Source organism: Ensifer sp. KUDG1, from assembly GCF_050434285.1.
In the GTDB taxonomy this organism is placed as follows: domain Bacteria; phylum Pseudomonadota; class Alphaproteobacteria; order Rhizobiales; family Rhizobiaceae; genus Ensifer.
Genome location: NZ_JBNDIG010000014.1, coordinates 47,495 through 70,350, shown reverse-complemented (window position 1 = coordinate 70,350; position 22,856 = coordinate 47,495). Strand labels below are relative to the sequence as shown.

The 22,856-nt window shown below is 62.7% G+C and carries 21 protein-coding genes; 4 read left to right on the top strand and 17 right to left on the bottom strand.

Annotated features, from left to right (window positions below):
* Window positions 1–4 precede the first annotated feature (4 nt).
* Together trpB and M2267_RS27770 are read right to left on the bottom strand one after the other, a co-directional pair.
* Window positions 5–1,225 carry a tryptophan synthase subunit beta gene (gene trpB, locus M2267_RS27775; protein ID WP_034801666.1) on the bottom strand — a complete coding sequence of 407 codons (1,221 nt, stop codon included), beginning with the start codon at window positions 1,223–1,225 and terminating at the stop codon, window positions 5–7.
* On the bottom strand, window positions 1,222–1,896 hold the full coding sequence (locus M2267_RS27770) for a phosphoribosylanthranilate isomerase (RefSeq protein WP_429119076.1): 675 nt from the start codon (window positions 1,894–1,896) through the stop codon (window positions 1,222–1,224). Before M2267_RS27770 ends, trpB begins: the two co-directional genes overlap by 4 nt.
* Before the next feature lie 156 nt (window positions 1,897–2,052).
* On the opposite strand from M2267_RS27770, the gene M2267_RS27765 reads away from it, so the two are divergent.
* Window positions 2,053–2,247, top strand: a complete 195-nt coding sequence (locus M2267_RS27765; RefSeq protein ID WP_034801662.1) for a YqaE/Pmp3 family membrane protein — start codon at window positions 2,053–2,055, stop codon at window positions 2,245–2,247.
* Between the two features lie 25 nt (window positions 2,248–2,272).
* Here the strand turns inward: M2267_RS27765 and M2267_RS27760 are convergent, their stop codons facing one another.
* From M2267_RS27760 to M2267_RS27720, 9 genes are all read right to left on the bottom strand, one after another.
* Window positions 2,273–3,025 carry a M48 family metallopeptidase gene (locus M2267_RS27760; RefSeq protein WP_429119074.1) on the bottom strand — a complete coding sequence of 251 codons (753 nt, stop codon included), beginning with the start codon at window positions 3,023–3,025 and terminating at the stop codon, window positions 2,273–2,275.
* A gap of 110 nt (window positions 3,026–3,135) precedes the next feature.
* On the bottom strand, window positions 3,136–3,555 hold the full coding sequence (locus M2267_RS27755; RefSeq protein WP_043624293.1) for a DUF2852 domain-containing protein: 420 nt from the start codon (window positions 3,553–3,555) through the stop codon (window positions 3,136–3,138).
* A 146-nt stretch (window positions 3,556–3,701) separates the two neighbouring features.
* Window positions 3,702–4,976 (bottom strand): polyhydroxyalkanoate depolymerase, encoded by a 1,275-nt coding sequence (phaZ, locus tag M2267_RS27750; RefSeq protein ID WP_043624289.1) that lies wholly within the window; start codon window positions 4,974–4,976, stop codon window positions 3,702–3,704.
* 333 nt (window positions 4,977–5,309) lie between these two features.
* On the bottom strand, window positions 5,310–6,332 hold the full coding sequence (locus M2267_RS27745) for a zinc-binding alcohol dehydrogenase family protein (RefSeq protein WP_429119072.1): 1,023 nt from the start codon (window positions 6,330–6,332) through the stop codon (window positions 5,310–5,312).
* A gap of 26 nt (window positions 6,333–6,358) precedes the next feature.
* Window positions 6,359–7,336, bottom strand: a complete 978-nt coding sequence (locus tag M2267_RS27740) for an ABC transporter permease (RefSeq protein ID WP_192451499.1) — start codon at window positions 7,334–7,336, stop codon at window positions 6,359–6,361.
* A gap of 40 nt (window positions 7,337–7,376) precedes the next feature.
* Window positions 7,377–8,930, bottom strand: coding sequence for a sugar ABC transporter ATP-binding protein (locus tag M2267_RS27735; RefSeq protein ID WP_429119069.1), 1,554 nt, complete (start codon window positions 8,928–8,930; stop codon window positions 7,377–7,379).
* 94 nt (window positions 8,931–9,024) lie between these two features.
* On the bottom strand, window positions 9,025–10,014 hold the full coding sequence (locus M2267_RS27730; protein ID WP_034801640.1) for an ABC transporter substrate-binding protein: 990 nt from the start codon (window positions 10,012–10,014) through the stop codon (window positions 9,025–9,027).
* A gap of 168 nt (window positions 10,015–10,182) precedes the next feature.
* Window positions 10,183–11,202, bottom strand: coding sequence for an aldo/keto reductase (locus M2267_RS27725; RefSeq protein WP_429119067.1), 1,020 nt, complete (start codon window positions 11,200–11,202; stop codon window positions 10,183–10,185).
* Window positions 11,203–11,236: 34 nt separating this feature from the next.
* A complete protein-coding gene (locus M2267_RS27720; protein ID WP_429119065.1) occupies window positions 11,237–12,742 on the bottom strand; it encodes a UxaA family hydrolase in 1,506 nt (501 codons plus the stop codon).
* Window positions 12,743–12,960: 218 nt separating this feature from the next.
* Between M2267_RS27720 and M2267_RS27715 the strand changes: the two genes are divergently transcribed.
* Both M2267_RS27715 and M2267_RS27710 read left to right on the top strand, forming a co-directional pair.
* Window positions 12,961–13,839, top strand: a complete 879-nt coding sequence (locus tag M2267_RS27715) for an FCD domain-containing protein (RefSeq protein ID WP_429119063.1) — start codon at window positions 12,961–12,963, stop codon at window positions 13,837–13,839.
* 20 nt (window positions 13,840–13,859) lie between these two features.
* Window positions 13,860–14,948, top strand: coding sequence for a mannitol dehydrogenase family protein (locus tag M2267_RS27710; protein ID WP_429119061.1), 1,089 nt, complete (start codon window positions 13,860–13,862; stop codon window positions 14,946–14,948).
* On the opposite strand, the gene M2267_RS27705 is transcribed toward M2267_RS27710, so the two are convergent.
* Both M2267_RS27705 and gabD read right to left on the bottom strand, forming a co-directional pair.
* Window positions 14,942–15,748, bottom strand: a complete 807-nt coding sequence (locus M2267_RS27705; protein WP_429119059.1) for an aldolase/citrate lyase family protein — start codon at window positions 15,746–15,748, stop codon at window positions 14,942–14,944. The two genes, M2267_RS27710 and M2267_RS27705, sit on opposite strands and share 7 nt — an antisense overlap.
* Before the next feature lie 127 nt (window positions 15,749–15,875).
* Window positions 15,876–17,330 (bottom strand): NADP-dependent succinate-semialdehyde dehydrogenase, encoded by a 1,455-nt coding sequence (gabD, locus tag M2267_RS27700; protein WP_429119058.1) that lies wholly within the window; start codon window positions 17,328–17,330, stop codon window positions 15,876–15,878.
* 246 nt (window positions 17,331–17,576) lie between these two features.
* On the opposite strand from gabD, the gene M2267_RS27695 reads away from it, so the two are divergent.
* Entirely contained in the window at window positions 17,577–18,173 is a 597-nt protein-coding gene (locus M2267_RS27695) for a nitroreductase family protein (protein ID WP_043624348.1), read from the top strand.
* Between the two features lie 63 nt (window positions 18,174–18,236).
* Here the strand turns inward: M2267_RS27695 and gyrB are convergent, their stop codons facing one another.
* The 4 genes from gyrB to mltA form a co-directional block, all read right to left on the bottom strand.
* Entirely contained in the window at window positions 18,237–20,672 is a 2,436-nt protein-coding gene (gene gyrB, locus M2267_RS27690; protein ID WP_043624256.1) for a DNA topoisomerase (ATP-hydrolyzing) subunit B, read from the bottom strand.
* 134 nt (window positions 20,673–20,806) lie between these two features.
* The gene (locus M2267_RS27685) at window positions 20,807–21,184 is read right to left on the bottom strand and encodes a helix-turn-helix domain-containing protein (protein ID WP_043624249.1); all 378 of its coding nucleotides are present in this window, start codon (window positions 21,182–21,184) and stop codon (window positions 20,807–20,809) included.
* Complete coding sequence (locus tag M2267_RS27680; protein WP_429119055.1) at window positions 21,181–21,750, bottom strand: Smr/MutS family protein; 570 nt, start codon at window positions 21,748–21,750, stop codon at window positions 21,181–21,183. The genes M2267_RS27685 and M2267_RS27680 overlap by 4 nt, the downstream gene beginning before the upstream one ends.
* Window positions 21,743–22,846 carry a murein transglycosylase A gene (gene mltA, locus M2267_RS27675; protein ID WP_429119053.1) on the bottom strand — a complete coding sequence of 368 codons (1,104 nt, stop codon included), beginning with the start codon at window positions 22,844–22,846 and terminating at the stop codon, window positions 21,743–21,745. Before mltA ends, M2267_RS27680 begins: the two co-directional genes overlap by 8 nt.
* Window positions 22,847–22,856: the final 10 nt, after the last annotated feature.

Sequence of the window (22,856 nt, the reverse complement as noted above, 5' to 3'; positions counted from 1 at the left end):
GATCTTACTGCCCCATTCCCAGTAACTTGCCGACGGTGAAGATGTCCTTGTCGCCACGGCCGGAGAGGTTCATCAGGATGATCTCGTCCTTGCCCATCTTCGGCGCGCGCTTGATCACCTCGGCAAGCGCATGCGACGGCTCGAGCGCCGGGATGATGCCTTCGAGACGGGTCAGCGTCTGGAAGGCTTCGAGCGCTTCGTGGTCCATGATCGGCACGTATTCGACGCGGCCGACATCGTTGAGCCAGGCATGCTCCGGACCGATGCCGGGATAATCGAGGCCGGCCGAAATCGAATGGCCTTCCTTGATCTGCCCGTCGCCGTCCTGCAGCAGATAGGTGCGGTTGCCGTGCAGCACGCCGGGCGATCCGGCGGTGATCGAGGCGCAGTGCTCGTCGCCCTCGATGCCCTTGCCGCCGGCTTCGACGCCGACGATCTTGACGCTCTCGTCATCGAGGAACGGATGGAAGATGCCGATCGCGTTGGAGCCACCGCCAACGGCGGCAATGACGAGATCCGGCAGCCGGCCTTCGGCAGCGAGCATCTGCTCCTTGGCTTCCTGGCCGATGACGGCCTGGAAATCGCGGACCATCTCCGGATAGGGATGCGGGCCGGCAGCCGTGCCGATCAGGTAGTAGGTGTTGTCGACATTGGTGACCCAGTCACGCAGCGCCTCGTTCATGGCATCCTTGAGCGTGCCGCTGCCGGCGGTTACCGGCTTTACCTCGGCGCCCAGGAGCTTCATGCGGAAAACGTTCGGCGCCTGGCGCTCGACGTCGGTCGCGCCCATGTAGACGACGCAGGGCAGGCCGAAGCGGGCGGCGACGGTTGCCGAAGCCACGCCATGCTGACCGGCGCCGGTCTCAGCGATGATGCGCGTCTTGCCCATGCGCTTGGCGAGCAGGATCTGGCCGATGCAATTGTTGATCTTGTGGGAACCGGTGTGGTTCAGCTCTTCGCGCTTGAAGTAGATCTTGGCGCCACCAAGCTCGGCCGTCAGCCGTTCAGCGAAGTAGAGCGGGCTCGGGCGCCCGATATAATGCGCGCCGAGATGCTCCAGCTCCGCCTTGAAGGCCGGGTCGTTCTTCGCGTTATCCCACTCGTTCTGGAGATCGAGGATCAGCGGCATCAGAGTTTCGGCCACGAAGCGACCGCCGAAGATACCGAAACGGCCGTCCTCGTCCGGGCCACCCCGGAAGGAATTCAACTTTGGCGCCTGGTTCACGTCCTGCTCCCTGACCGTGGCATGCCCGCCTCCGCCTGGCGAACGGCATTGAAAAACGATTCCATGAGCTTCAGATCCTTGACGCCCGGCGCGCTCTCGACGCCGGAGGAGATATCGATGGCACGCGCGCTGGTCTGCGCCATGGCCTCGCCAATGTTGTCGGCGTTAAGACCACCGGAAAGCATGTAATCGACGCTTCCGTCAAGCGCATCGAGCAGCTTCCAGTCAAAGGAAACGCCGTTGCCACCGGGCAATTCGGACCCCTTTGGCGGCTTGGCATCGAAGAGGAAGCGATCGGCGATGCCGATATAGGCATCGATCTTTTCAAGGTCCGATGCTTCGCGCACCGAAAAGGCCTTCATGACAGGAAGGCCATAGATTGCCTTGACCGTCAGCAGTCGATCCGCGTCCTCGCTGCCATGAAGCTGCAGGATATCCGGGTTGAGCGCCGAAACGATTTCGTCAAGCTCGTCATTGTCGGCATTCACCGTGACGGCGACGATCTTCGCCTGGCCGCGAATCCTGTCGGCGATGCGGCCGGCATCGTCGGGCTCGATGTTCCTGGGGCTCTTCGGGAAAAAGATGAAGCCGACATGGGATGCGCCGAGCGCGACAGCACGCTCCGCCGCTTCCGCGGTCTTCAGCCCGCATATCTTCACTTGGGTTTTCATGAGAAGCGACCTTGCATGAAATGCCGCGCGAGTCGAGCCAAAAACCGACGCAAAAGCGGTCACTCAGCGCCCCTGCACCCGTCCTTCGCCGGGTGCGCGCCCCTTGCGCGGCAGGCGCGCTTTTACCATATGCATTTTACCACAACGGAGAGACTGATGCGCCTGTTGCTCGCGCTTATCCTGCCCTGGCTGCAGTTTTTTACCATCGGCCGCCCCTTTGCCGGCCTCATTTGCCTGATCCTGCAACTGACGCTGATCGGCTGGGTTCCGGCGGCGATCTGGTCGGTCTATGCGCTCAGCCAATACAAGACCGACGAGAAGATCCGCGAAGCGCTGCGCCACCGCGCATAACGCGCCGCTCATCGTCGTCCGGGATTCAATCGAAGTCGATCGCGTGCAGCATCGTGCCGTTGCGGCGGAGCCAGCGCTTGGCGTCCTCCGTATCGGGGCACAATCTGCCGCAGAGCGCCCAGAAGTTCGGGCCGTGGTTCATTTCCTGCAGATGCGCCACTTCATGCGCCGCGAGATAGGCGATGACCTTCGGCGGCGCCATGACGATGCGCCAGGAGAAACTCAACGCCCCGTCGGCCGAGCATGATCCCCAGCGGCTGCGCGTGTCCTTGAGCGACAGCGACTTTGCCCGTCGGCCGATACGGCCGGTGTAGATCGCCACCAACCGGTCGAGATCCTGGCGGGCTTCCTTCTTCAGGAAATCGACGATTCGCCGGTTGAGATGTTCCTCGCCGCCGCTGACGCGCAGCACCGGTTCGTCATCGATCACGATCGCTTCCGTGAGCCCGCGGATCTTTCCGGTGCGCTCGATGCGGTGGGCGATGCCGCGGATGAGGATGGAACCGCCCTCCTCGATCTGGCTCTCGCCGGAGAAGCGGGCGAGCTTGGTCATCAGCCAGCCCTGGTGTCGTGTCAGGAAGGCGTTGACCTCTCGCTCGGGGAGGCCCTGCGGCACCGTCATCTTCAGGGCCCGGCCGCCCGGCTCGATGCGCAGCGTCATGCGCGTCGCGCGCGCGTTCTGCTTGATCGTCAGCGGCAGGGACTTGCCGGCGACCTCGATCTGCCGCGTCGTTGCGGGTGGTGCAGGTTGAATGCGCCGCTTGAAGGAAGGGAACATGCAGGCTTTCTAACCGATTCGCGGGGCTTTCGCCTACAGTTCACAGGTTGGGGTGCATGCCAAAAGTGATCCGGCGTTTCATGTGAAACGCCGGAAGCGGTTTCGTCAGGTCAGTGGGCTTCGACAATCGGGCCCGAGCCGCCGTTCTTGCGGTCGCGCATGAAGCGGTCAAACTCTTCCTGGTCCTTGGCGCGGCGAAGCTCGCGCGCATAGCTGTCGAATTCTTCGCGCATCTCGTCGAGCTTGCGGCGTTCCTCGTCGAGACGGGTAAGTTCAGCTTCGCGCCAGTCGTCGAAGGCGACGTTGCCGGTGCGATGCGTCCAGTTGGAACGGCGGCCGCCGCGCTTGAAAGCCGAGCACATGCCATCCACCGTATCGTTTGCGTCTTTCTTGAACGTCTTGAGCTTTTCGCCAAAGAGAATGTAGGCGAGCATGGCCAGGCCGAGCGGCCAGAAGACCACGAAGCCAAGCACCATCAGGGCGATGGTCGCGGGCGTCCAATCCGGACGGATCATTGCAGATTGGTTCATCTTCAGGATTCCTCGCAATCATCCGGGCCGCCCATGCGGCCCGATGAAAACGATGTGGGAAGGCGCTCTTGGCTCTGCAAGACGCCCTCCCCCGGAATCGGACAAACCCTTGACTCTACGCAGTCAAAACGGCCGTGCCGCCGAGATCAGGCCGACTTGCCGCCCTTGATCAGCTGCTTCACCGGTTTTGCGTGGCGCGCGTGCTCGCGGTGGAAAGCGACGATGCGCGGCGCGATTTCGCGGCGGAAGCGCGAGCCGTTGAAGACGCCGTAGTGGCCGACATCCGGCTGCATGTAATGCAGGCGCATGTGGTCGGGGATGTTGGTGCAGATCGTCTGCGCCGCCTGGGTCTGGCCGACACCGGAGATATCGTCGTTCTCGCCTTCGACCGTCAGGAGCGCCACCTTCTTGATCGCCGTCGTGTCGACGCGCTTGCCGCGATGCATCATCTCGCCCTTTGGAAGCGCATGCTGCATGAACACCACCTGCACCGTCTGCAGGTAGAATTCGGCCGTCAGATCCATGACCGCGAGATATTCGTCGTAGAAGTCGCGGTGCTTTTCGGCGGCGTCGCCGTCGTTCTTCACCAGGTGGGCGAAGAACTCCTTATGGGCGATCAGGTGCCGGTCGAGGTTCATCGACATGAAGCCGGAGAGCTGCAGGAATCCTGGATAGACCATGCGCATGAAACCCGGTTGCGGCCACGGCACCGGCATGATGACATTGTCACGGAACCATTCGATCGAACGCTCTTCCGCGAGCTGGTTGACGCCTGTCGGGTTAATGCGGGTGTCGATCGGTCCGCCCATCAGCGTCATCGTCGCCGGCGACAGCGGGTCGTCGGCAGCTTCCATCAATGCGACGGCAGCAAGCACCGGCACCGCGGGCTGACAGACGCCGATCACGTGGGTGTCAGGCCCGAGGAAATGCAGCATCTGGATGACGTAGTCGATGTAATCGTCGAGATCGAAGGTGCCTTCGCTGAGCGGCACCATGCGGGCATCGATCCAGTCGGTGATGTAGATGTCGGAATGCGGCAGCAGGGCTTCCACCGTGCCGCGCAACAGCGTCGCATAGTGGCCGGACATCGGCGCGACGATGAGCACCTTCGGATCGGGCGCCCGGCCTTTGGGCAAGGCACGCTCGAAATGAATGAGGTTGCAGAACGGCGCGCGCCAGACGATGCGTTCGTAAATCGAAGCCGATTGACCATCGACGACCGTTTCGGGAAGACCGAACTCGGGCTTGCCATAACGGCGGGTGGAGCGCTCGAACACTTCAAGACCGGCTGCGGCGGCGCGACCGAAATAGGTGTGCGAGACGGGGTTCATCGGATTGCTGAACGCGAGCCGCATGGCGTCGGCTGCCGTGCGCCACGGCGCCATCATTGCGTGGTTCAGTTCATAGAGCTGGTAGAACATGGGAAGCGTACCCCTTGGTTCAATCAACGACAACGCCGCTCCCGGTCGGACGCAAGCTTGCGATTGTTTGTCTTGGTGTCCGCAATCGCTGCCAGACTACCACTTTTCTTGTGCAGTGCAACAAATATACCCGTCTCGCCTCGATACAAGGCCTGAAGCCAGAATGAATCCGGATTCCTGACGATTTGCAAACGAGCTTGCTCGAAACTGGCCGTTTTCCGCTATTTTCGTGCGTCGAGCCGCAATACCTGGCCTTTTCAGGGATAATCAGCACCTCTCAGCGGCAAAGATGGGGTGCGCATCCCTGTGGCAATGCAGCAAACCCGCCATCGCTCAAGCGGCCGCCACTTGAATGACAGCCTTCACCAGGCCCGTCTTTTCTTCCGCCCATCGCGGCAGATCGGCAACCGCGCCGTCCAGCGTGGTGCGGTGGGTGATCAGCGCCTCCACCGGTACCAGGCCGGACGCGATCGATGCGACGACATGGTCGAAATCCTGCCGGGTCGCGTTGCGGCTGCCGACCAGCGTCATCTCGCGCTTGTGGAACTCCGGATCGGAGAAGCGGATATCGTCCTTGACGACACTGACGAAGACCAGGGTGCCACCGTGGGCGACGTGGGCGAAGGCCGCCTGCATCGAGCCGCCATGCCCGGTCGCGTCGAAGACGACATCGAAACCGTCTCCATCCGTCGCCGCGGCAACGCGCGCCGCCGTATCGGTATCCACGACGATGCCCTTGGCAAAGCCGAGTTTGCGGGCGGCAAAGTCCAGCCGCTCGGTACTGGTGTCGGCGAGCACCACGTCGTGGCCAGCGATGCGCGAGAAGATCGCCGTGCCGAGGCCGATCGGCCCGGCGCCGATAACCAGCGCCCGTGACCCCGCATCCGTCGATGCACGGCGGACCGCGTGGGCGCCGATCGCCAGGAACTCGACGGTGGCGGCTGCCTCCGGCGAAAGGCCCTGCGCCGGATAAAGATTACCCTCCGGCACGACGATCTCTTCGCAAAACGCGCCGTCGGTATGGACGCCGAGAACCTTGATGGCCGTGCAGCAATTGGGCTTGCCCTTGCGGCAGGCAACGCAAGCACCGCAGGCGAGATAGGGGTTGACCACGACCGGCGTGCCGGGCGCCATAATCGTCCCTTTCCCGCCGGCCATCACCGTTGCCGAAATCTCATGGCCCATGACCCGTGGATATTCGAGGAACGGATGTTTGCCGGCAAAGATATGGTAGTCCGTACCGCAGATGCCGACATGGCTGACGGCGAGGCGGACCCAACCGTCCGGCACGGTTTCGATTGGCGTGCGGTCGACGACCTCCAGCCGACCGGGTTGCGGGCAGAGCACGGCTTTCATGGCAATTCTCTCGAATACGGCAGCGCCTAGCGGGCGCTGCGGCGACGCAATTGGTCGAAATAGACGATAACGATGATCAGAACCCCGGTGATGATGCGCTGCCAGAACGAGTTGACGTTCAAGAGGTTGGCGCCGTTGTTGATCGTCGCGAGGATGAATGCGCCGAGCAGCGGCCCATGCACCGAGCCGACCGCACCGAACAGGCTGGTGCCGCCGATGACCGACGAGGCGATCGCCTGAAGCTCCCAGCCTTCGGCCTGGGTGGCGTTGCCGATACCGATGCGCGAGGCAAGCAGCAGGCCGACAAAGGCGGCGCAAGTCGACGACAGGATGTAGGCGAGATAGATCGTGCGGTGGACGTTGACGCCGGAAAGGCGCGCCGCCTCGCTGTTGGAGCCGACAGCAAAGAGATAGCGGCCGAAACGGCTCAAATGCAGGAAGACATAGGCCGGGATCGCCACCACGATCACCATCCAGAACAGGCTCGGAACACCCAGGAAATCCGCCCGCGAGAAATTGGTGAAGGCCTCATTGGTGATCGAGATGGTCGAGCCATTGGTGATCAGGAGGCCGATGCCACGGAGCGACGTGAGCGTTGCCAGCGTGATGATGAAGGGCGGCAGACCCATGCGTACGATGCCGAAGGCATGGAAGGCGCCGATCAGGACACCGAAGGCGAGCGTCAGGATGATGGCAATCCAGAGCGGAACGCCGGCGGCCAGCAGCCAGGCGACGATGACGCTGGTAAAGCCTACCACGGCACCGACCGACAGATCGATGCCGGCGGTGATGATGACGAAGGTCTGGCCAACTGCCAGGATCGCCGTCATCGCCCCCTGGCGCAGCAGGTTGCTGATGTTGTTGGGCGTCCAGAAGCTGTTGGTCGCGAAGCCCAGCAGCATCCACAGGAACAGAAGCAACCCCAGGAGGGTGAGGCCGAACAGAATGCTCACGCCCTTGCGTGGTGCCGCGCTGGCGCCGCTCTCCACCGTTTCCGCACTCATCGTCTTCCTCCCTGCATCTTTCAAGTTTGTTTTTATCGGTTCAAACGCCAATCGCCTGCGTCAGCACTTCCTCGTGGCTGGCAGCGCGATAGTCGTGGCTGGCGACCAGCCGTCCGCGCCGGAACACATGCAGCCGGTCCGCCAATTCGTAGACCTCCGGCAGATAGGACGAGATCAGGATGATGCCTGCCCCGTTCTCCAGAAGCCGCGCGAACAGGCGATAGATTTCCGCCTTGGTGCCGACATCGACGCCGACAGTCGGCTCGTCAAAGATGAAAAGCTTGGCGCCGTGGCTGAGCCATTTGCCGATGACGATCTTCTGCTGGTTGCCGCCGGACATGGCCGACGCCAGCACGCGCCGTGACGGCGTCTTTATCTTCAGGTCTCGAATCTGCCGGTCGGCATTTTCCCGCTCCTGCTGGCCGTTGATCGTCAGGCCGCGCGTCAGCCGGTTGAACACCGGCAGATTGATGTTGAGGCCGATCGGCAGATTGAGGCAGAGGCCCTGGTCCCGCCGGCTTTCCGGCGCAAGCGCAATGCCGAGGTCCATGGCCTTACGTTCGCTGGCGATCTCCACCTTGCGGCCCTGCCAGTAGACCTCTCCACCCGTTGGCCGGTGCCGGCCATAAAGGCCGAGCGCAAACTCGCTGCGTCCCGCGCCGATCAGTCCATAAAGGCCGACGATCTCGCCGGCGCGCACCGTCAGCGACACATCCTGAAAGCCGAGACCGCTCAAGTTGCGCGTCTCGACGATGGCTGCGCCCGGCGGAAAATGTTCCTTGTGATAGATCTGCTCGATCGTGCGGTTGATCATCAGCGCGATCAGCTCCGCCTCGTTGGTCTCGCCGATCTTGCGGGTGCCGACATGGGTGCCGTCACGCAGCACCGAGACACGGTCGGCAAGCTCGAAGACTTCCTCCATGCGGTGGCTGATATAGACGATGGTCACGCCTTCGGCCTGCAGCCTTCGGATCAGCCGGAAGAGCTGTGCCGATTCCTGCCGGGTGAGATAGGCGGTCGGCTCATCGAAGATCAGAAACTGCGTGCCGCGCATGGCAGCGCGCGCCGTGGCGACGAGTTGTTGCTGGCCGATCGTCAGGCTACCAAGCACGGCACCGGCCGGCAGGTTGAAGCCGAGATCATCCAGCACGCTTTGTGCCGCATCGGTCATGGCGCGCTTGCGCATCAGGCCATTGCGATTGATCTCATCGCCGAGAAACATATTGGCCGCGACCGACAGGTGGGCGCAAAGTACGACCTCCTGGTGCACGGCATTGATACCGCGCTCGATTGCCTCCTGCGGCGTACCAAGCTGAACGGGTTTCCCGCACCAGAAGATTTCGCCGGACGTGCGTTTGATGACGCCGGTCAGAAGCTTGATCAGCGTCGACTTGCCGGCACCGTTCTCACCGACGATCGCGTGAATTTCACCGGACAGAAAGGTCAGCGATGCAGGCTTCAAGGCTTCGACAGCGCCATACTTCTTCTGCAGGGCGCGCAGCTCCAGGATAGGCTCGCCTTTCGGAACCGGGTGGCGTGTCGCCACATGCAGTCCTTCGGTCCTGATGTCGCGTGGCTCTTGCAAGTCGGTCATCTGCGCATTCCTCCCATCGCAGAGATCGCTTGCGGCCGGTCCTCGTTCCGGCCGCAAGCGGGTGCGGCAGGCTCAACGCCCGCCGCAGCCGTCGTCACTTGACCTTCGGGTTCAAGAGAGCGTCGATCTTCGGCTCGGCCATGTTGGCCTTGGTCACCAGATTGGCGCCGGTATCGACATTCGCCTCGACCTTCTCCTTCTTCGAGACCGCGAGCGCTGTCTTCACGCCATCATATCCCATGCGATAGGGATCCTGCACGACGAGACCAGCCAGAACGCCTTCCTTGAGGAAGCCGACGGTCTTGTCGTCGCTGTCGAAGCCGATCACCTTGATCTTGTCGCCGAGCTTGTTTTCGGCGATCGCCTGGCCAACGCCCTGCGCCATGATCAAGTTGGACGCAAACACGCCGACAAGGTTGGGATTGGCGGTGATCAGGTCGGTCATGATGTTGAGGCCGGTGGTTGCCTGGCCGTCGGCATATTTATCGACGACGACCTTGAAGCCCGGATACTTGGTCTTGACCTGATCGAGGAAGCCTTCGCGGCGCTGGTCGAGCGAGCCGACACCCGGAAGGCTGGTGATGATGGCGATTTCGCCCTCTTCCTTGCCGCTCATTTCCTTGACCGCCGCAGCGAGACCATCGGCAGCGATGCGGCCGCCCTGGACGTTGTCGGTGGTGAGGAACGACGAGAAGGCCTTGGAGTCGGCACCGGAGTCGATGCCGATGATCGGCACGGCCTTCGCTGCTTCATCGATCGGCTTGCCGAGCGCCTTGAATTCCGTTGGCGAAATGACGACGGCAGCCGGGGCGCCGGCAACCGCATTCTCGAGAATGCTGATCTGGCCGTTGATATCGGATTCGGATTGAGCGCCGAGTTCCGGCACGTTGACGCCGAGATCCTTGCCGGCGGCGCGGGCACCGGCCAGCACGATCTGCCAATAGAAGGACGTGGTATCCTTGACGATGATCGGGATCGTCACGTCCTGTGCGAAGGAGGCGACCGGCGACATGCCGGCGATCATCGCGGCGCCGGCCAAGGCGGTAAAGGCGCGGCGGGTCAGGCTGCTTTTCAGAATGCTCATCCCAGGTTTCTCCTCTTTGGTGCACCGTGTTCCACTTCTTGGAGATCGATCGCAGGTGCTGGCTTATCGACCTTTTATCGATAAAAAACATATTGGAATGCTAATACGACAATCCCGGCTTGGCAAGCTGCCGGAACAGCATTTCAGACGGCGCTCTAGTGCCGTCCGCTAGACCCGAACCGGCGCGTCCCCGAGCTCCGGTGCGACCAGTGTGAACGGTTCAAAAGCCGCGAAATCCGCTGCGGAAAACCGGTGCTCGACGAGCGCCATGTTGCGCGCCAGGCTCTGCGGCTTGGCGGTGCCGAGTAGCACCGAGGCGACCTGCTGACTGGCGAGCGGAAACTGCATGGCAGGTGCGGCAAGCGGCACATTCATGCCGCGCGCAACCGCGTCCATGGCGGCAACCTTTTGCCGGATATCGTCCGTCGCCGGCATGTAGTCGAAATGCGCGCCTTCAACCGGCCCCGTCGCCAGGATGCCCGAATTGAACACCCCACCGACGACGAGCGAGGTCTGCTTCTTCTCGCAGAGCGGCAGCAGTTCGGCGACAGCGGACCGGTCGAGCAGCGTGTAACGCCCGGCGAGCAGGATGCAGTCGAGATCAGCTTGACGCAGGACGTCGAGACAGACCGGCACCTCGTTGACGCCGAGCCCATAGGCCGCGATCGTTCCCGAGGATTTCAGCGCCTCCAACGCCTTGAGGCCGCCCTCCAGCAATTGCCGGAGGTAGACCGCATTGCGAGCGGCTCCATGGGTGTAGACGCCGATATCGTGCACATAGAGGATGTCGATGCGATTGAGCCCGAGCCGGGCATAGCTGAACTCAACCGAGCGCATGATGCCGTCATAGCTGTAATCGTAGGTGACGTCGAAATTGAGCGGGTTCACGTAGGAATAGTCCGGCACCTTGTCTTCCGGCACCGGATGCAGGAGACGGCCAACCTTGGTGGAGAGCACGAACTGATCACGCGGCTTGTCGCGCAGGAAGTCGCCGACACGACGCTCGGCAAGACCGAGGCCGTAGAAAGGCGCAACATCGAAGTAGCGCATGCCCGACTGCCAGGCAGCGTCCAGGGTCGCGATCGCGGAGTCGCCGGTGCATTCGCGGTAGAGGCCGCCAAGACCGGCAGCGCCGAAGCTAAACTCGGTCACCGATAGGTCGGTTCGACCGATCCGTCTCGTCTGCATTCCCCGTTTCCTCCTCCCAGGATGCCTTAGGTATTTAGAGCGTTGCGCCCAAATGCCAGGGCACGAATTCATTATCGCCGTAGCCGAAAAGCTCGCTCTTGGTCTTGCGGCCAGAGGCGGTCTCGACGATCAGGTCGAAGATCTCGCGGCCGAGCCCGGCGATGCTCGCCTCCCCCGAAGCGATCACGCCGCAATCGATGTCCATGTCCTCTTCCATCGCCCGGTAGAGCGCAGTGTTGCTGGTGAGCTTGATCGACGGCGCCGGCCGACAGCCGAAACAGCTGCCGCGACCGGTGGTAAAGGCAATGACATTGGCGCCGCCGGCGACCTGGCCGGTGGCCGATACCGGGTCGTAGCCGGGGGTATCCATGAAGACGAGCCCGCGCTCGGTCACGCGCTCGGCGTAGCGGTAGACCGCGTTCAGCGGCGAACGACCGCCCTTGGCGACGGCGCCGAGAGATTTTTCGAGGATGGTGGTCAGGCCACCGCGTTTGTTGCCCGGCGAAGGATTGTTGTCGAGCGAAGCGCCATGCAGCGCCACATAGTTCTCCCACCAGGCAATCAGCCCATCGAGTTTCACCGCGACCGCGTCGTTCACTGCCCGGCTGCGCAAAAGGTGCTCGGCGCCATAGATTTCCGAAGTTTCGGAGAGGATCGCCGTGCCGCCGGCGGCCGCAAGGATGTCGACCGCAGCACCCAGCGCCGGGTTGGCGGTGATGCCCGAAAGCCCGTCCGACCCTCCGCATTGCAGACCGACGATAATCTCGCCGACCGGAATAGCGACACGACGTTCCTTGCCGACTTCGGCAGCTATTTCCTCGAGAATGCCCAACGCCTTTTCGACGGAACGGCGCGAGCCGCCGGCTTCCTGGATGTTGAAATGGCGTTTCTCCGCGCCGGCGCCGCTTTGGCCATAGAGCGTCAACTGGTTGACCTCGCAGCCGAGGCCGACCATCAGCACGCCGCCGAAATTGACATGGCGGGCGTAGCCGGCGAGCGTGCGGTGCAGATTGGCCATGCCGTCGCCGGTCGAGGACATGCCACAGCCCTGATCGTGCACGATCGGCACGAAACCATCGATGCCTTCGTACCTCGGCAAGATGCGCCTGTTCGCCTCCTCGGCGATGGCGCGACAGACGGTGGTGGAACAGTTCACGCTGGCGACGACCCCGATGTAGTTTCGCGTCGCTGCGCGGCCGTCCCCTCTTCGATAACCCATGAAGGTGCGCGCCCTGTCGGCATCGCTTGCCGCTTCCGGCGCCCCTTGAGGGCTGATCGCCAGGCGGTCCTTGTCGAAGGCGAGGTTATGGGCGTGCACGTGGTCGCCCGGCGCGATATCGGCGGTCGCCCGGCCGATCGCCTGGGCATATTTGACGACCGGTTCGCCGGCGCGGATGGCGCGGATGGCGATCTTGTGTCCGGCATCGACCTTTGCCGCCGCGCGCACGCCGTTTGGCAGAACGTCGCCGGCTGCAATCGCCAGCGTCGCCACGACAACATTGTCCTCCGGTGCGAGCAGGATGGTGGACGGCGCAGACACCCGATTTCTCCCTAACGATTTTTGTTCTGTCTTTTATCTACAATAGACAGATTGCCGTCAATGGGTATTATAGCGAAAACGTCGACGGCACGGCCGAGATGCCCCGGAGCGGCTGGGAGGAACAGATATAGATGACAGACGCAGACAAACCCTGAGCGACGGGATAGAGGAGCGTTCCGCGTAAGCGCCGAAAACTTCGAACGATCCGGACGTCGCCCATGGCAAAACAGAACACCGTATTCAAGGATGCCTATAACCGCTGCCTGAAGCTGCTGGCGGACACATCCTCGCTGCCCTCCGAGCCAGAGCTCGGGCAGATGCTCGGCGTCAGCCGGACGACGGTGCGGGCGATCCTCAGCCGCTTCGAGGAACTGCAGCTGATCGCCTGGGACAAGCGCAAGAAGAGCGTGCTGCGCCAACCCCGGCCCGACGATTATTTTCCGACGGAAGAGACGGATTCACTCGCCGAGATCATCGAGCGCAGCTTCATGCGCCGGATTCTCGCCGGTGGCGCCGAGCCGGGCATGCAGATCAACGAACTGGAACTGGCACGCGACATCGGGACCGGCACGACCAGCGTGCGCGAGTTCCTGATCCGCTTCAGCCGCTTCGGCCTGATCGAGAAGCGGCCGAACAGCCACTGGATCCTGAAAGGCTTCACCCGCGAATTCGCGCTGGAACTGACAGAAGTGCGCGAGATGTTCGAGCTGCGCTCGGCCGCGCGCTTTGTCTCCCTGCCCGACGACCATCCGGCCTGGGATGAGCTTCGGGAAATCGAGGCCCTGCACCGGGACATCCTCGCCGACATCGACAACCGTTACCGGGAGTTCTCCGAACTCGACGAGCAGTTTCACCTGCTGGTGCACAAGGCATCGAGCAACCGGTTCATCGTCGACTTCTACGACATCATCGCGATCGTCTTCCACTATCACTACCAGTGGAACAAGACGAATGCTCGCCAGCGCAACGCCCGGGCGCTGGAAGAACACCTCGCCTATATCGAAGCGCTGCGCTCGCACGATCCGGCAAAGGCCGAACAGGCCTGCCGGCGACACCTTCAGTCGGCGCGCGAAACCCTTCTCCAATCCATTCCATAGCCAGCTATCGGAGCCTATGCATGCCGACGCCGATCGTGCAATTCGGGACGAGCCGTTTCCTTCAGGCGCATGCCGATCTCTTCATCAGCGAGGCTTTGAAGAGAGGGGAGGCAGCAGGACCGATCACGATCGTTCAGACGACCGGGTCAAGCGAACGGTCAGGGCGGCTTGCAGCGCTCGCCCGCCCCGAGGGCTTTCCCGTTATCATTCGTGGCATCCAGGGAGGCGAGAGGATCGACGCGACGCAGCACGTGACAAGCGTCGTGCGCGCGCTTTCAACCGCCCAAAACTGGAGCGAGATCCGGGCGATTGTCGCCGAGGACGCCGAAATCCTGATCTCCAATACCGGTGACACAGGTTACCAGGTCGGCGACGACGACCTGACAAAGGACATTCCACGTTCCTTTCCGGGCAAGCTGATCCTTCTCCTGAAGGCGCGCTTCGACGCAGGAAGGCGCCCGCTGACGATCCTTCCCTGCGAGCTCGTGTCGCGCAACGGCGACGTGCTGAAGGCGCTGATGCTGCGGCTCGCGGCGGAGCGGGTGAAAGACAAAGCCTTTGCCGACTGGCTGGACAAGGATGTCGTCTGGGCGAATACGCTGGTCGACCGCATCGTCTCCGAGCCGCTCGAGCCGGCCGGTGCCATTGCCGAGCCCTATGCGCTCTGGGCAATCGAAAACCAGCCCGGCTTGCGGCCCCCATGCATCCACCCCTGCGTAAAGCTCGTGGATGACCTGACGCCTTACGAGAAGCTGAAGCTCCACATCCTCAATCTCGGCCACACGGTGCTGGCCGATCTCTGGCTTAGGCAAGGCCGCGACCCGAAGGAGACTGTGCGGGAAATCTTGACCGAGCCCGACATCGCCACGCGGCTAGACCGTATCTATCAATCCGAAGTGATTCCAGCCTTTGCGGCAAAGGGCCTGGAGAGCGAAGCGGCAGACTATATTGTCGCGACGCTGGAACGCTTCAGAAACCCGTTCCTCGATCACCGCCTAGGCGATATCGCCAACCACCACCGCGAAAAGATCGAGCGGCGGATCGTCGATTTGCGGCGCTGGAGCCCCGGCGTCGCGATGCCCGAACTCCAGGCAATCTGCGATCAGTAGCCGGATTCCTGCCTCTTCGGAGCCGACGTCGCTTCGCCGAGAAACTCCTGGCGCAGCGTCGTCGTCGCACGCACGAGGGAGGTGACATCCGTGCCGATCGCCATGAAATCGGCGCCCATCTCGCGATAGTCGCGCGCCTGCTCGAGATCGAGCGTCATGATGCCGCGTGCCTTGCCGGCCTTCTTGATGCGCTCGAACGCGTCGGCAATCGCCGCGCGCACCTCCGGATGGCCTGGCTTGCCGAGATAGCCCATGTCGGCGGCCAGATCGGAGGGACCGATGAAGAGGCCGTCGACGCCATCGAGTGCGGCAATCTCGTCGATGGCGGCAAGACCTGCGCGGCTTTCGATCTGCAGGATCAGGCAGATTTCATCGCCGGCGGTCTGGAGATAATCGCCGATGCGGCCGAACTCAGAGGCGCGCCCGAGGGCGGCGCCGACGCCGCGAACTCCATGCGGCGGATAGCGGGTGGCGCATACCAGCTGCTGCGCCTGCGCCAGGCTTTCGACCATGGGGATCAGGAGCGTCTGCACGCCGGTGTCGAGGATCTGCTTGATCAGCACGGTATCGCCCACCGGAAGGCGAACCATCGGGTGGCTCGCCGATGCGGCGACGGCACGAAACTGCGCCGACAGCAGCGGAATGTCGTTCGGCGCGTGCTCGCCGTCGATCAGCAGCCAGTCGTAACCGCTGCCGGACACCACCTCGGCTGCATAGGGGCTGGCAAGCGCCACCCACAGCCCGAGCTGGAAGCGGTTTTCGCGCAGCGCTGCTTTGAAGGGGTTCTTCGGTGCCGGCATGGGTCGTCTCCTCCTGCAATGCGACGGGACGAGCGATGCCTCGATCCCGCAATTACGAGATTTCTATCGGCAAAGAAAAAAACCGGCCAGAACTTTCCGGCCGGTTTTTCAGATTGGGTACCGTATCTTACGCGACGCCGCCGAGGCAGACGTATTTGATCTCGGTGAACTCCTCGATGCCGTAGCGCGAGCCCTCGCGGCCAAGACCCGAAAGCTTCACGCCGCCGAACGGCGCTTCGGCCGTGGAGATCAGCCCGGTGTTGACGCCGACCATGCCGTATTCCAGCGCTTCGGCCACACGGAAAACACGCGCAAGATCCTTGGCGTAGAAGTAGGAGGCAAGGCCGAACTCGGTGTCGTTTGCCTGCTCGACCACATCAGCCTCGTCGGTGAAGCGGAAGAGTGGTGCGACCGGCCCGAAGGTTTCCTCGCGTGCAACCGCCATCGCCTGGGTGACATCGGCCAGAACCGTCGCCTCGTAGAAGGTGCCGCCGAGGGTGTGACGCTTGCCGCCCTGGATGACGCGAGCGCCCTTCGAGGTGGCGTCGGCGACATGTTCCTCCACCTTCTCCAGCGCCGCCTTGTCGATCAGCGGGCCGAGGATCACGCCCTCGTCGACGCCGTTGCCGATCTTCAGCTTGGCGACCGCCTTGGCGAGCTTGTCGGCGAAGGCGTCATAGACCTTGTCCTGCACATAAATGCGGTTGGCGCAGACGCAGGTCTGGCCGTTGTTGCGGAACTTGGCGATCAGCGCGCCTTCGACAGCCGCGTCGAGATCGGCATCGTCAAAGACGATGAAGGGCGCGTTGCCGCCAAGCTCGAGGCCGAGCTTCTTGATGGTGGCCGCGCTCTGGCGATAGAGTTCCGCACCCACTTCGGTCGAGCCGGTGAAGGTCAGCTTGCGCACAACCGGATTCGAGGTCATCTCGGCGCCGATTTCACGAGCCGAGCCGGTGATGACGCTGAAAAGACCCTTCGGCAGACCGGCGCGCTCGGCCAGAATGGCGATCGCAATCGCCGAGAACGGCGTCTGGGCGGCCGGCTTCAGCACCATGGCGCAGCCGGCGGCAAAGGCCGGGCCGGCCTTGCGGGTGATCATCGCATTGGGGAAGTTCCAGGGCGTGATCGCTGCGACAACGCCGATCGGCTGCTTCATCACGAGGATGCGCTTGTCGGGCTGGTGGCCGGGGATCAGGTCGCCATAGAGACGGCGCGCCTCTTCGGCAAACCACTCGACGAAGCTTGCGCCATAGACGATTTCGCCGGTCGCTTCGGCCAGCGGCTTGCCCTGCTCCAGCGTCAGGATGCGGCCGAGATCCTCCTTGTTCTCGATCATCAGCTCGAACCATTTGCGCAGGACACCGGCGCGGTCCTTGGCCGTGCGCGCTGCCCAGCCCTTCTGGGCGACACGCGCGGCCTCGATCGCAGCCTTGGTTTCCTTGGCGCCGAGCTTCGGCACGCGACCGATGATTTCACCCGTCGCCGGGTTGTTCACCTCGATCGCGTTTGCCGCGTCCGCTTCGATCCACTCGCCGCCGATAAGCGCTGCCTGGCGAAACAATGATGGGTCCTTAAACGACATGATCCGTCCTCTCTCAAATCCTACAGAACTTATACAACTTTTTTCTTGGAAACAGCAATGACCCCAAGTCGCCGTTTCTGCAATTTCCTGAGGCGCACTAGGCGAACGGGCGCTCACGTTTGCGTGCATCCAACCCGTTCCTTCGCCATCCGTCCTCATGTAGCGTTCGAAACGAATCAAACCATGGGCCGCCCGTCGGTCCGGCGGCGTTCCCAAGTTCACGCGACACCGAGAAGAGGCATGTCCATGACGGCGACCGACAACAGAAAAGCTGACCATCCGATCGATGCCATGTTCATCGAGCGCTGGTCGCCCCGCGCCTTCACCAACGAGGAAATCGACGAAAAGACCCTGCTTTCCTTCTTCGAAGCGGCCCGCTGGGCGCCGTCTGCCAGCAACCGCCAACCCTGGCGCTTCGTTTATGCGCGTCGCGGCACGGATCGCTTCCCGGTGCTGCTCGAAACGCTCGACGAGGGAAACCAACGCTGGGCGAAGAACGCGGCAGCACTGCTGATCGTGATTTCAAGAACGCATAATGCAGCACAGAACGGCGAGATGCGGCACGCCTATACCCACGCCTTCGATACCGGGGCGGCCTGGTACAGCCTCGCCTTGCAGGCCTCGCTTGCGGGCTGGCACACCCACGGCATGGCGGGCATCGATCGCGACAAGGCAATGCACGCCCTGAACGTCCCCGAACACTACCGGGTCGAAGCCGCCGTTGCGATCGGCCGGCTCGCCGATCCCTCGACATTGCCGGACGATCTGCGCGCACGCGAAATTCCGAGCCAGCGCAAGCCGGTCGGCGAATTCGCCTTCGAGGGCCAGTTCAAGGGCGAGTGAAGCACAAACAAAAATCCCGGCTCTCAGGCCGGGATTTTCTTTTTGTCTCTGCAATGGCCTCGATCAGATGTCGAGGTTGGCGACGCTCAGCGCATTTTCCTGAATGAAATCGCGACGCGGCTCGACCTCGTCACCCATCAGGCGCGAGAACAGACCGTCCGCGTCGGTGGCGTCGGTCACCCGGACCTGCAGCAACGAGCGGACGTTCGGATCGAGCGTCGTTTCCCAGAGCTGCTCGGCGTTCATTTCGCCCAGACCCTTGTAGCGCTGCATCGACAGGCCCTTGCGGCCGGCGGCGAAGATCGCGTCGAGAAGCGCACGCGGGCCGCTGATCTCCTGCGTGCCGTCACGGCGACGCAATACCGGCGGCGCCGAGTAGACTTCTTTCAGCTTCGACGCCAGCTGGTCGATGTAGCGCGCATCGGACGAACCGATCAGCGCCATATCGAGCACCGCGGCTTCCTTGACGCCGCGCACCATGCGTTCGAACCGCAGCCCGCCTTCGCTGGTAACGGTACCGGTCCAGCCGCGCTCGGTTTCCTCGGCGATCACGTCGAGACGTCGGGCGATTTCAGCGGCGGTCTTTTCGTATTCGTCGCGCTGGCCGTTGAGCTCGACGTTCAGCGCGCCGGCAATGGCCGCCTGCTCGACAATCGCCCGGTTGTAGCGCGAGTGAAGCCCGTTCATGAGGTTACGCAGGCGCAGCGCGTCGGTGATGACCTCGCGCAGGTCCTGCCCGGCGCGGACTTCACCCGATTCAAGCTGCAGCGTCGCTTCCTCGAGACCCATCGAGATCAGGTAATCTTCGAGCGCCTGTTCGTTCTTGAGATACTGCGCCGACTTGCCGCGCGTCACCTTATAGAGCGGCGGCTGGGCGATGTAGATGTGGCCGCGCTCGATCAGTTCCGGCATCTGCCGGAAGAAGAAGGTGAGCAGCAGCGTGCGGATGTGGGCGCCGTCGACGTCGGCGTCCGTCATGATGATGATCTTGTGATAGCGCAGCTTGTCGGCGTTGAACTCGTCCTTGCCGATCGAGGTGCCGAGCGCGGTTATCAGCGTGCCGATTTCCTGGCTCGACAGCATCTTGTCGAAGCGCGCACGCTCGACGTTGAGGATCTTGCCGCGCAGCGGCAGGATCGCCTGGTTTTCGCGCGACCGGCCCTGCTTGGCGGAACCACCGGCCGAGTCACCTTCCACCAGGAAGACTTCGGATTTGGCCGGATCGCGTTCGGAGCAGTCCGCCAGCTTGCCGGGCAGCGACGAGATATCGAGCGCGCCCTTGCGGCGGGTCAATTCGCGGGCCTTGCGGGCGGCTTCACGGGCGGCAGCCGCTTCGACGACCTTGCCGACCAGGATCTTGGCTTCGGTCGGGTGTTCCTCGAACCAGGTGCTCAGCGCCTCGTTGACGAGGCTTTCGACCACCGGCCGCACTTCCGACGACACCAGCTTGTCCTTGGTCTGCGACGAGAACTTCGGATCGGGAACCTTGACCGAGAGCACAGCCGTCAGGCCTTCGCGGCAGTCCTCACCCTGGAGCGTGACCTTTTCCCGCTTCGTGATGCCGGATGTATCGGCATAGGACGTGACTTGTCGGGTCAGCGCGCCCCGGAAGCCCGCCATATGCGTGCCGCCGTCGCGCTGCGGGATGTTGTTGGTGAAGCAGAGCACGTTTTCGTGGTAGCTGTCGTTCCACCACATCGCCACTTCGACGGTGATGCCGTCCTTTTCGCCGCGGATAGCCACCGGCTTGTGCACCAGCGGCTTCTTCGCGCGGTCGAGATAAGCGACGAAGGCTTCGAGGCCGCCCTCATACATCAGTTCGTCCTGCCGGACGTCGGAATGGCGCTTGTCGGTCAGCATGATGCGGACGCCGGAATTGAGGAAGGCGAGCTCGCGCAGGCGATGTTCGAGCGTGCTATAGTCGAACTCGGTCTTGGAGAAGGTCTCGGCGCTCGGCAGGAACGTCACCTCGGTGCCTGTCGCGTCACCCGCATCGCCGGTGACGGCGAGCGGACCATCGGCGACGCCGTGGGTGAAGCTCATCTCGTGGATCTTGCCGTCGCGGCGGATCTTCAGCTTCAAGGAGACCGAAAGCGCGTTGACCACCGACACGCCAACGCCATGCAGGCCGCCCGAAACCTTGTAGGAGTTCTGGTCGAACTTACCGCCGGCGTGCAGCTGGGTCATGATGACCTCGGCGGCCGAGATACCCTCTTCCTTATGGATGCCGGTCGGGATGCCGCGACCGTTGTCGGTCACGGTTACGGATCCGTCCGGATTGAGCGTCACCGTGACCACGTCGGCGTGGCCGGCAAGCGCCTCGTCGATGGCGTTGTCGACGACTTCGTACACCATGTGATGCAGGCCGGAGCCATCGTCCGTGTCGCCGATATACATGCCCGGCCGCTTGCGTACGGCGTCGAGGCCCTTCAACACCTTGATGGAATCGGCACCATATTCGGCGCTGGCGCCGGCTGCGGTTTCAGGAGTATCGGTCATACGGTACGGGTCTTTCCAGGTTCTTCGGACATGGTGATTCGTTGCGAATCACGTCTCGGACGCCTCGCGGACTATAGGAAATTTGTCCACGGTTCCAAATCCCGGACCGCCAGGCAGCGGCCGGAAACAAGCATTCATCCCCTGTCATTATCAGGAAATGTGGCTTTTTCCAAAACATCTTCCAGCTTGCGGATCGTCTCCGGAGACAAAGCACGGATTTGCTCGCTCAGACGGTTTGCAAATGCGGTGTGCTCGGGCGTCAGACCCGACGTGTCGAGCACCGTTTTCGGCGAGGAGACATTGGCGATGCGGAACAAATCCTCCGCCTCGTCCCAGATCACGTTGAAGTAGCCGGTGACGCGCTGGAGGAAATCGAAGCTCGGTGCACCGCGCTTTCCGTGCTCGAGCGCCGAGAGATAAGCCGCAGAGACGCCGATCGCCTTCGCCATCTCCTTCTGCGACACGCCCTTGCGGCGCCGGAGTTCGCGCAGAGCCTGGCCGAAGGGCGTCATAGCGCGCTGCCCCTCACCCGCGCCAGGCGAACATAGAGCGCGCCGTCGCCGCCATGGTTTCGGGCGGCAGGTTCATAGGACGAGATCAGCGGCCGGAATTCGGGAAGCGAGAACCAGAGCGGCACGGCTCGCTTCAAGGCGCCGTCACTGCCGAACGAAGTGCCCTTGCCGGTAATGACGAGCACATGCCGCAGCCCCCGCTCGTGCGCCCTCAGCAGAAACTGCAGAAGAAGACCATGCGCTTCGCTCTGGATCATGCCGTGCAGGTCGATGCGACCCTCGAGCACCAGGTGCCCCTTGGCCAGCTTGCGCTTTACCGGCCGCTCCAGAGGATGATGCACTTTTTCGCCGGGCTTCTTCGTCAGCGCTATGCCCGACTGCTCGGCTGCCGTTGCCGGCTGTTGCGGCTGCTGCTTGGCCTTCGCCTCTTCCGGAGGCTTTGCCTGTTCGGCCTCGGCCAGAATCTCCATGAGATCGACGAGCCGACCGGGCATCGGTCTCGCCGAACGGGCAACCTTGCCCCAGAGAATGCGATCCTCGGCCGAGAGCTTCTTGTCCTTAGCCATGGCCGTAACGGGCCGCGGCCGCCTTGGGAACGAAGACGTAGAAGTCGGCCGCGTTGCGAACCGCTCCGGCCCGTTCGCCAGCCTCGAAACCGGACCCGGTGAAGATATCGCCGCGCGCCGGGCCGACAATCGCCGAGCCGGTATCGAGCGCCAGCATCAGGTGCTGGAAGGGCTTTCCGTCATCGAGTCGCGTCAAGCTCCCGCTGGCGATAAAAAAGGGAACGCCAAAAGTGTGGATCAACCGATCGACGGCCAATGAGCGGTTCGGCTCGAGCGAGACCTTGGCGGCGGCAATCGGCCCCAACCGCTCGTCCTCGACCTCTGCCTCGCGGAAGAAGATGAACGACCGGTTGTGCCAGAGAACTTCATCGACCTCGTCGGGATGGGCTTCCAGCCAGTCACGAATGCTCATCATCGAAACGGTGGCGGCATCGATCTTGCCGCGCTCGATCAGCAATTTGCCGACTGCTGAGAAATAGTGCCCGGTCTTGGCCGAATAAGTGACGCGACGACGCGAACCATCCGGGAACCGGAGCCGTGCGGCACCCTGCACATGAACGAAGAAGATCTCGACCTTGGACTTCGCATAGGCGATCTCCAGGCCGCGGCCGGCCAGATGGCCCTGCTCGATTGCCTGCCTGTCCGGATACTCGCTGATGCGTCCACCCTCGGAGAGGCCGAATGCAAAGTAGGGATCCATGCCCTCCGGCCTGTTGCCATCATTGACATCGACCAGATCGTCCGGCCGGCGGTAGAGCGGATAACGATAGGTCTCGTCCGGTTCGGCGCGGACATCGATCTCGGGCTCGTAGAAGGCCGTGACAAAACCGGAACCCGTCTCGGGCACGATCCGGAAGGGGACGAACTGCGCTTCGAAAAACGCCCGCGCGTTCTCTGCGCTGTCAACCTGCTGCTGCGATGCGGAGAAGGCCGGCGAAAGATCGTCGACCGAAATCCCGAGAGAACCCGTGCGATAGGGTTTGACCGTCGAGACATGCTGGTGACAGCGACGCATCGCCTCGATCACCGTGGTCGGATCATCATCCTGCCAGCCCGGAAGCTCGGAGAAACGGGCTGGCTCAAGTCGATAGGACATCGGTACCGCG

What these genes read in the sequence shown, in the direction of transcription:
- M2267_RS27770 (WP_429119076.1), bottom strand. Translation starts at nt 1,896, where the DNA reads ATGAAAACCCAAGTGAAGATATGCGGGCTGAAGACCGCGGAAGCGGCG.
- M2267_RS27765 (WP_034801662.1), top strand. Translation starts at nt 2,053, where the DNA reads ATGCGCCTGTTGCTCGCGCTTATCCTGCCCTGGCTGCAGTTTTTTACC.
- M2267_RS27760 (WP_429119074.1), bottom strand. Translation starts at nt 3,025, where the DNA reads ATGTTCCCTTCCTTCAAGCGGCGCATTCAACCTGCACCACCCGCAACG.
- M2267_RS27755 (WP_043624293.1), bottom strand. Translation starts at nt 3,555, where the DNA reads ATGAACCAATCTGCAATGATCCGTCCGGATTGGACGCCCGCGACCATC.
- phaZ (WP_043624289.1), bottom strand. Translation starts at nt 4,976, where the DNA reads ATGTTCTACCAGCTCTATGAACTGAACCACGCAATGATGGCGCCGTGG.
- M2267_RS27745 (WP_429119072.1), bottom strand. Translation starts at nt 6,332, where the DNA reads ATGAAAGCCGTGCTCTGCCCGCAACCCGGTCGGCTGGAGGTCGTCGAC.
- M2267_RS27740 (WP_192451499.1), bottom strand. Translation starts at nt 7,336, where the DNA reads ATGAGTGCGGAAACGGTGGAGAGCGGCGCCAGCGCGGCACCACGCAAG.
- M2267_RS27735 (WP_429119069.1), bottom strand. Translation starts at nt 8,930, where the DNA reads ATGACCGACTTGCAAGAGCCACGCGACATCAGGACCGAAGGACTGCAT.
- M2267_RS27730 (WP_034801640.1), bottom strand. Translation starts at nt 10,014, where the DNA reads ATGAGCATTCTGAAAAGCAGCCTGACCCGCCGCGCCTTTACCGCCTTG.
- M2267_RS27725 (WP_429119067.1), bottom strand. Translation starts at nt 11,202, where the DNA reads ATGCAGACGAGACGGATCGGTCGAACCGACCTATCGGTGACCGAGTTT.
- M2267_RS27715 (WP_429119063.1), top strand. Translation starts at nt 12,961, where the DNA reads ATGGCAAAACAGAACACCGTATTCAAGGATGCCTATAACCGCTGCCTG.
- M2267_RS27710 (WP_429119061.1), top strand. Translation starts at nt 13,860, where the DNA reads ATGCCGACGCCGATCGTGCAATTCGGGACGAGCCGTTTCCTTCAGGCG.
- M2267_RS27705 (WP_429119059.1), bottom strand. Translation starts at nt 15,748, where the DNA reads ATGCCGGCACCGAAGAACCCCTTCAAAGCAGCGCTGCGCGAAAACCGC.
- gabD (WP_429119058.1), bottom strand. Translation starts at nt 17,330, where the DNA reads ATGTCGTTTAAGGACCCATCATTGTTTCGCCAGGCAGCGCTTATCGGC.
- M2267_RS27695 (WP_043624348.1), top strand. Translation starts at nt 17,577, where the DNA reads ATGACGGCGACCGACAACAGAAAAGCTGACCATCCGATCGATGCCATG.
- gyrB (WP_043624256.1), bottom strand. Translation starts at nt 20,672, where the DNA reads ATGACCGATACTCCTGAAACCGCAGCCGGCGCCAGCGCCGAATATGGT.
- M2267_RS27685 (WP_043624249.1), bottom strand. Translation starts at nt 21,184, where the DNA reads ATGACGCCCTTCGGCCAGGCTCTGCGCGAACTCCGGCGCCGCAAGGGC.
- M2267_RS27680 (WP_429119055.1), bottom strand. Translation starts at nt 21,750, where the DNA reads ATGGCTAAGGACAAGAAGCTCTCGGCCGAGGATCGCATTCTCTGGGGC.
- mltA (WP_429119053.1), bottom strand. Translation starts at nt 22,846, where the DNA reads ATGTCCTATCGACTTGAGCCAGCCCGTTTCTCCGAGCTTCCGGGCTGG.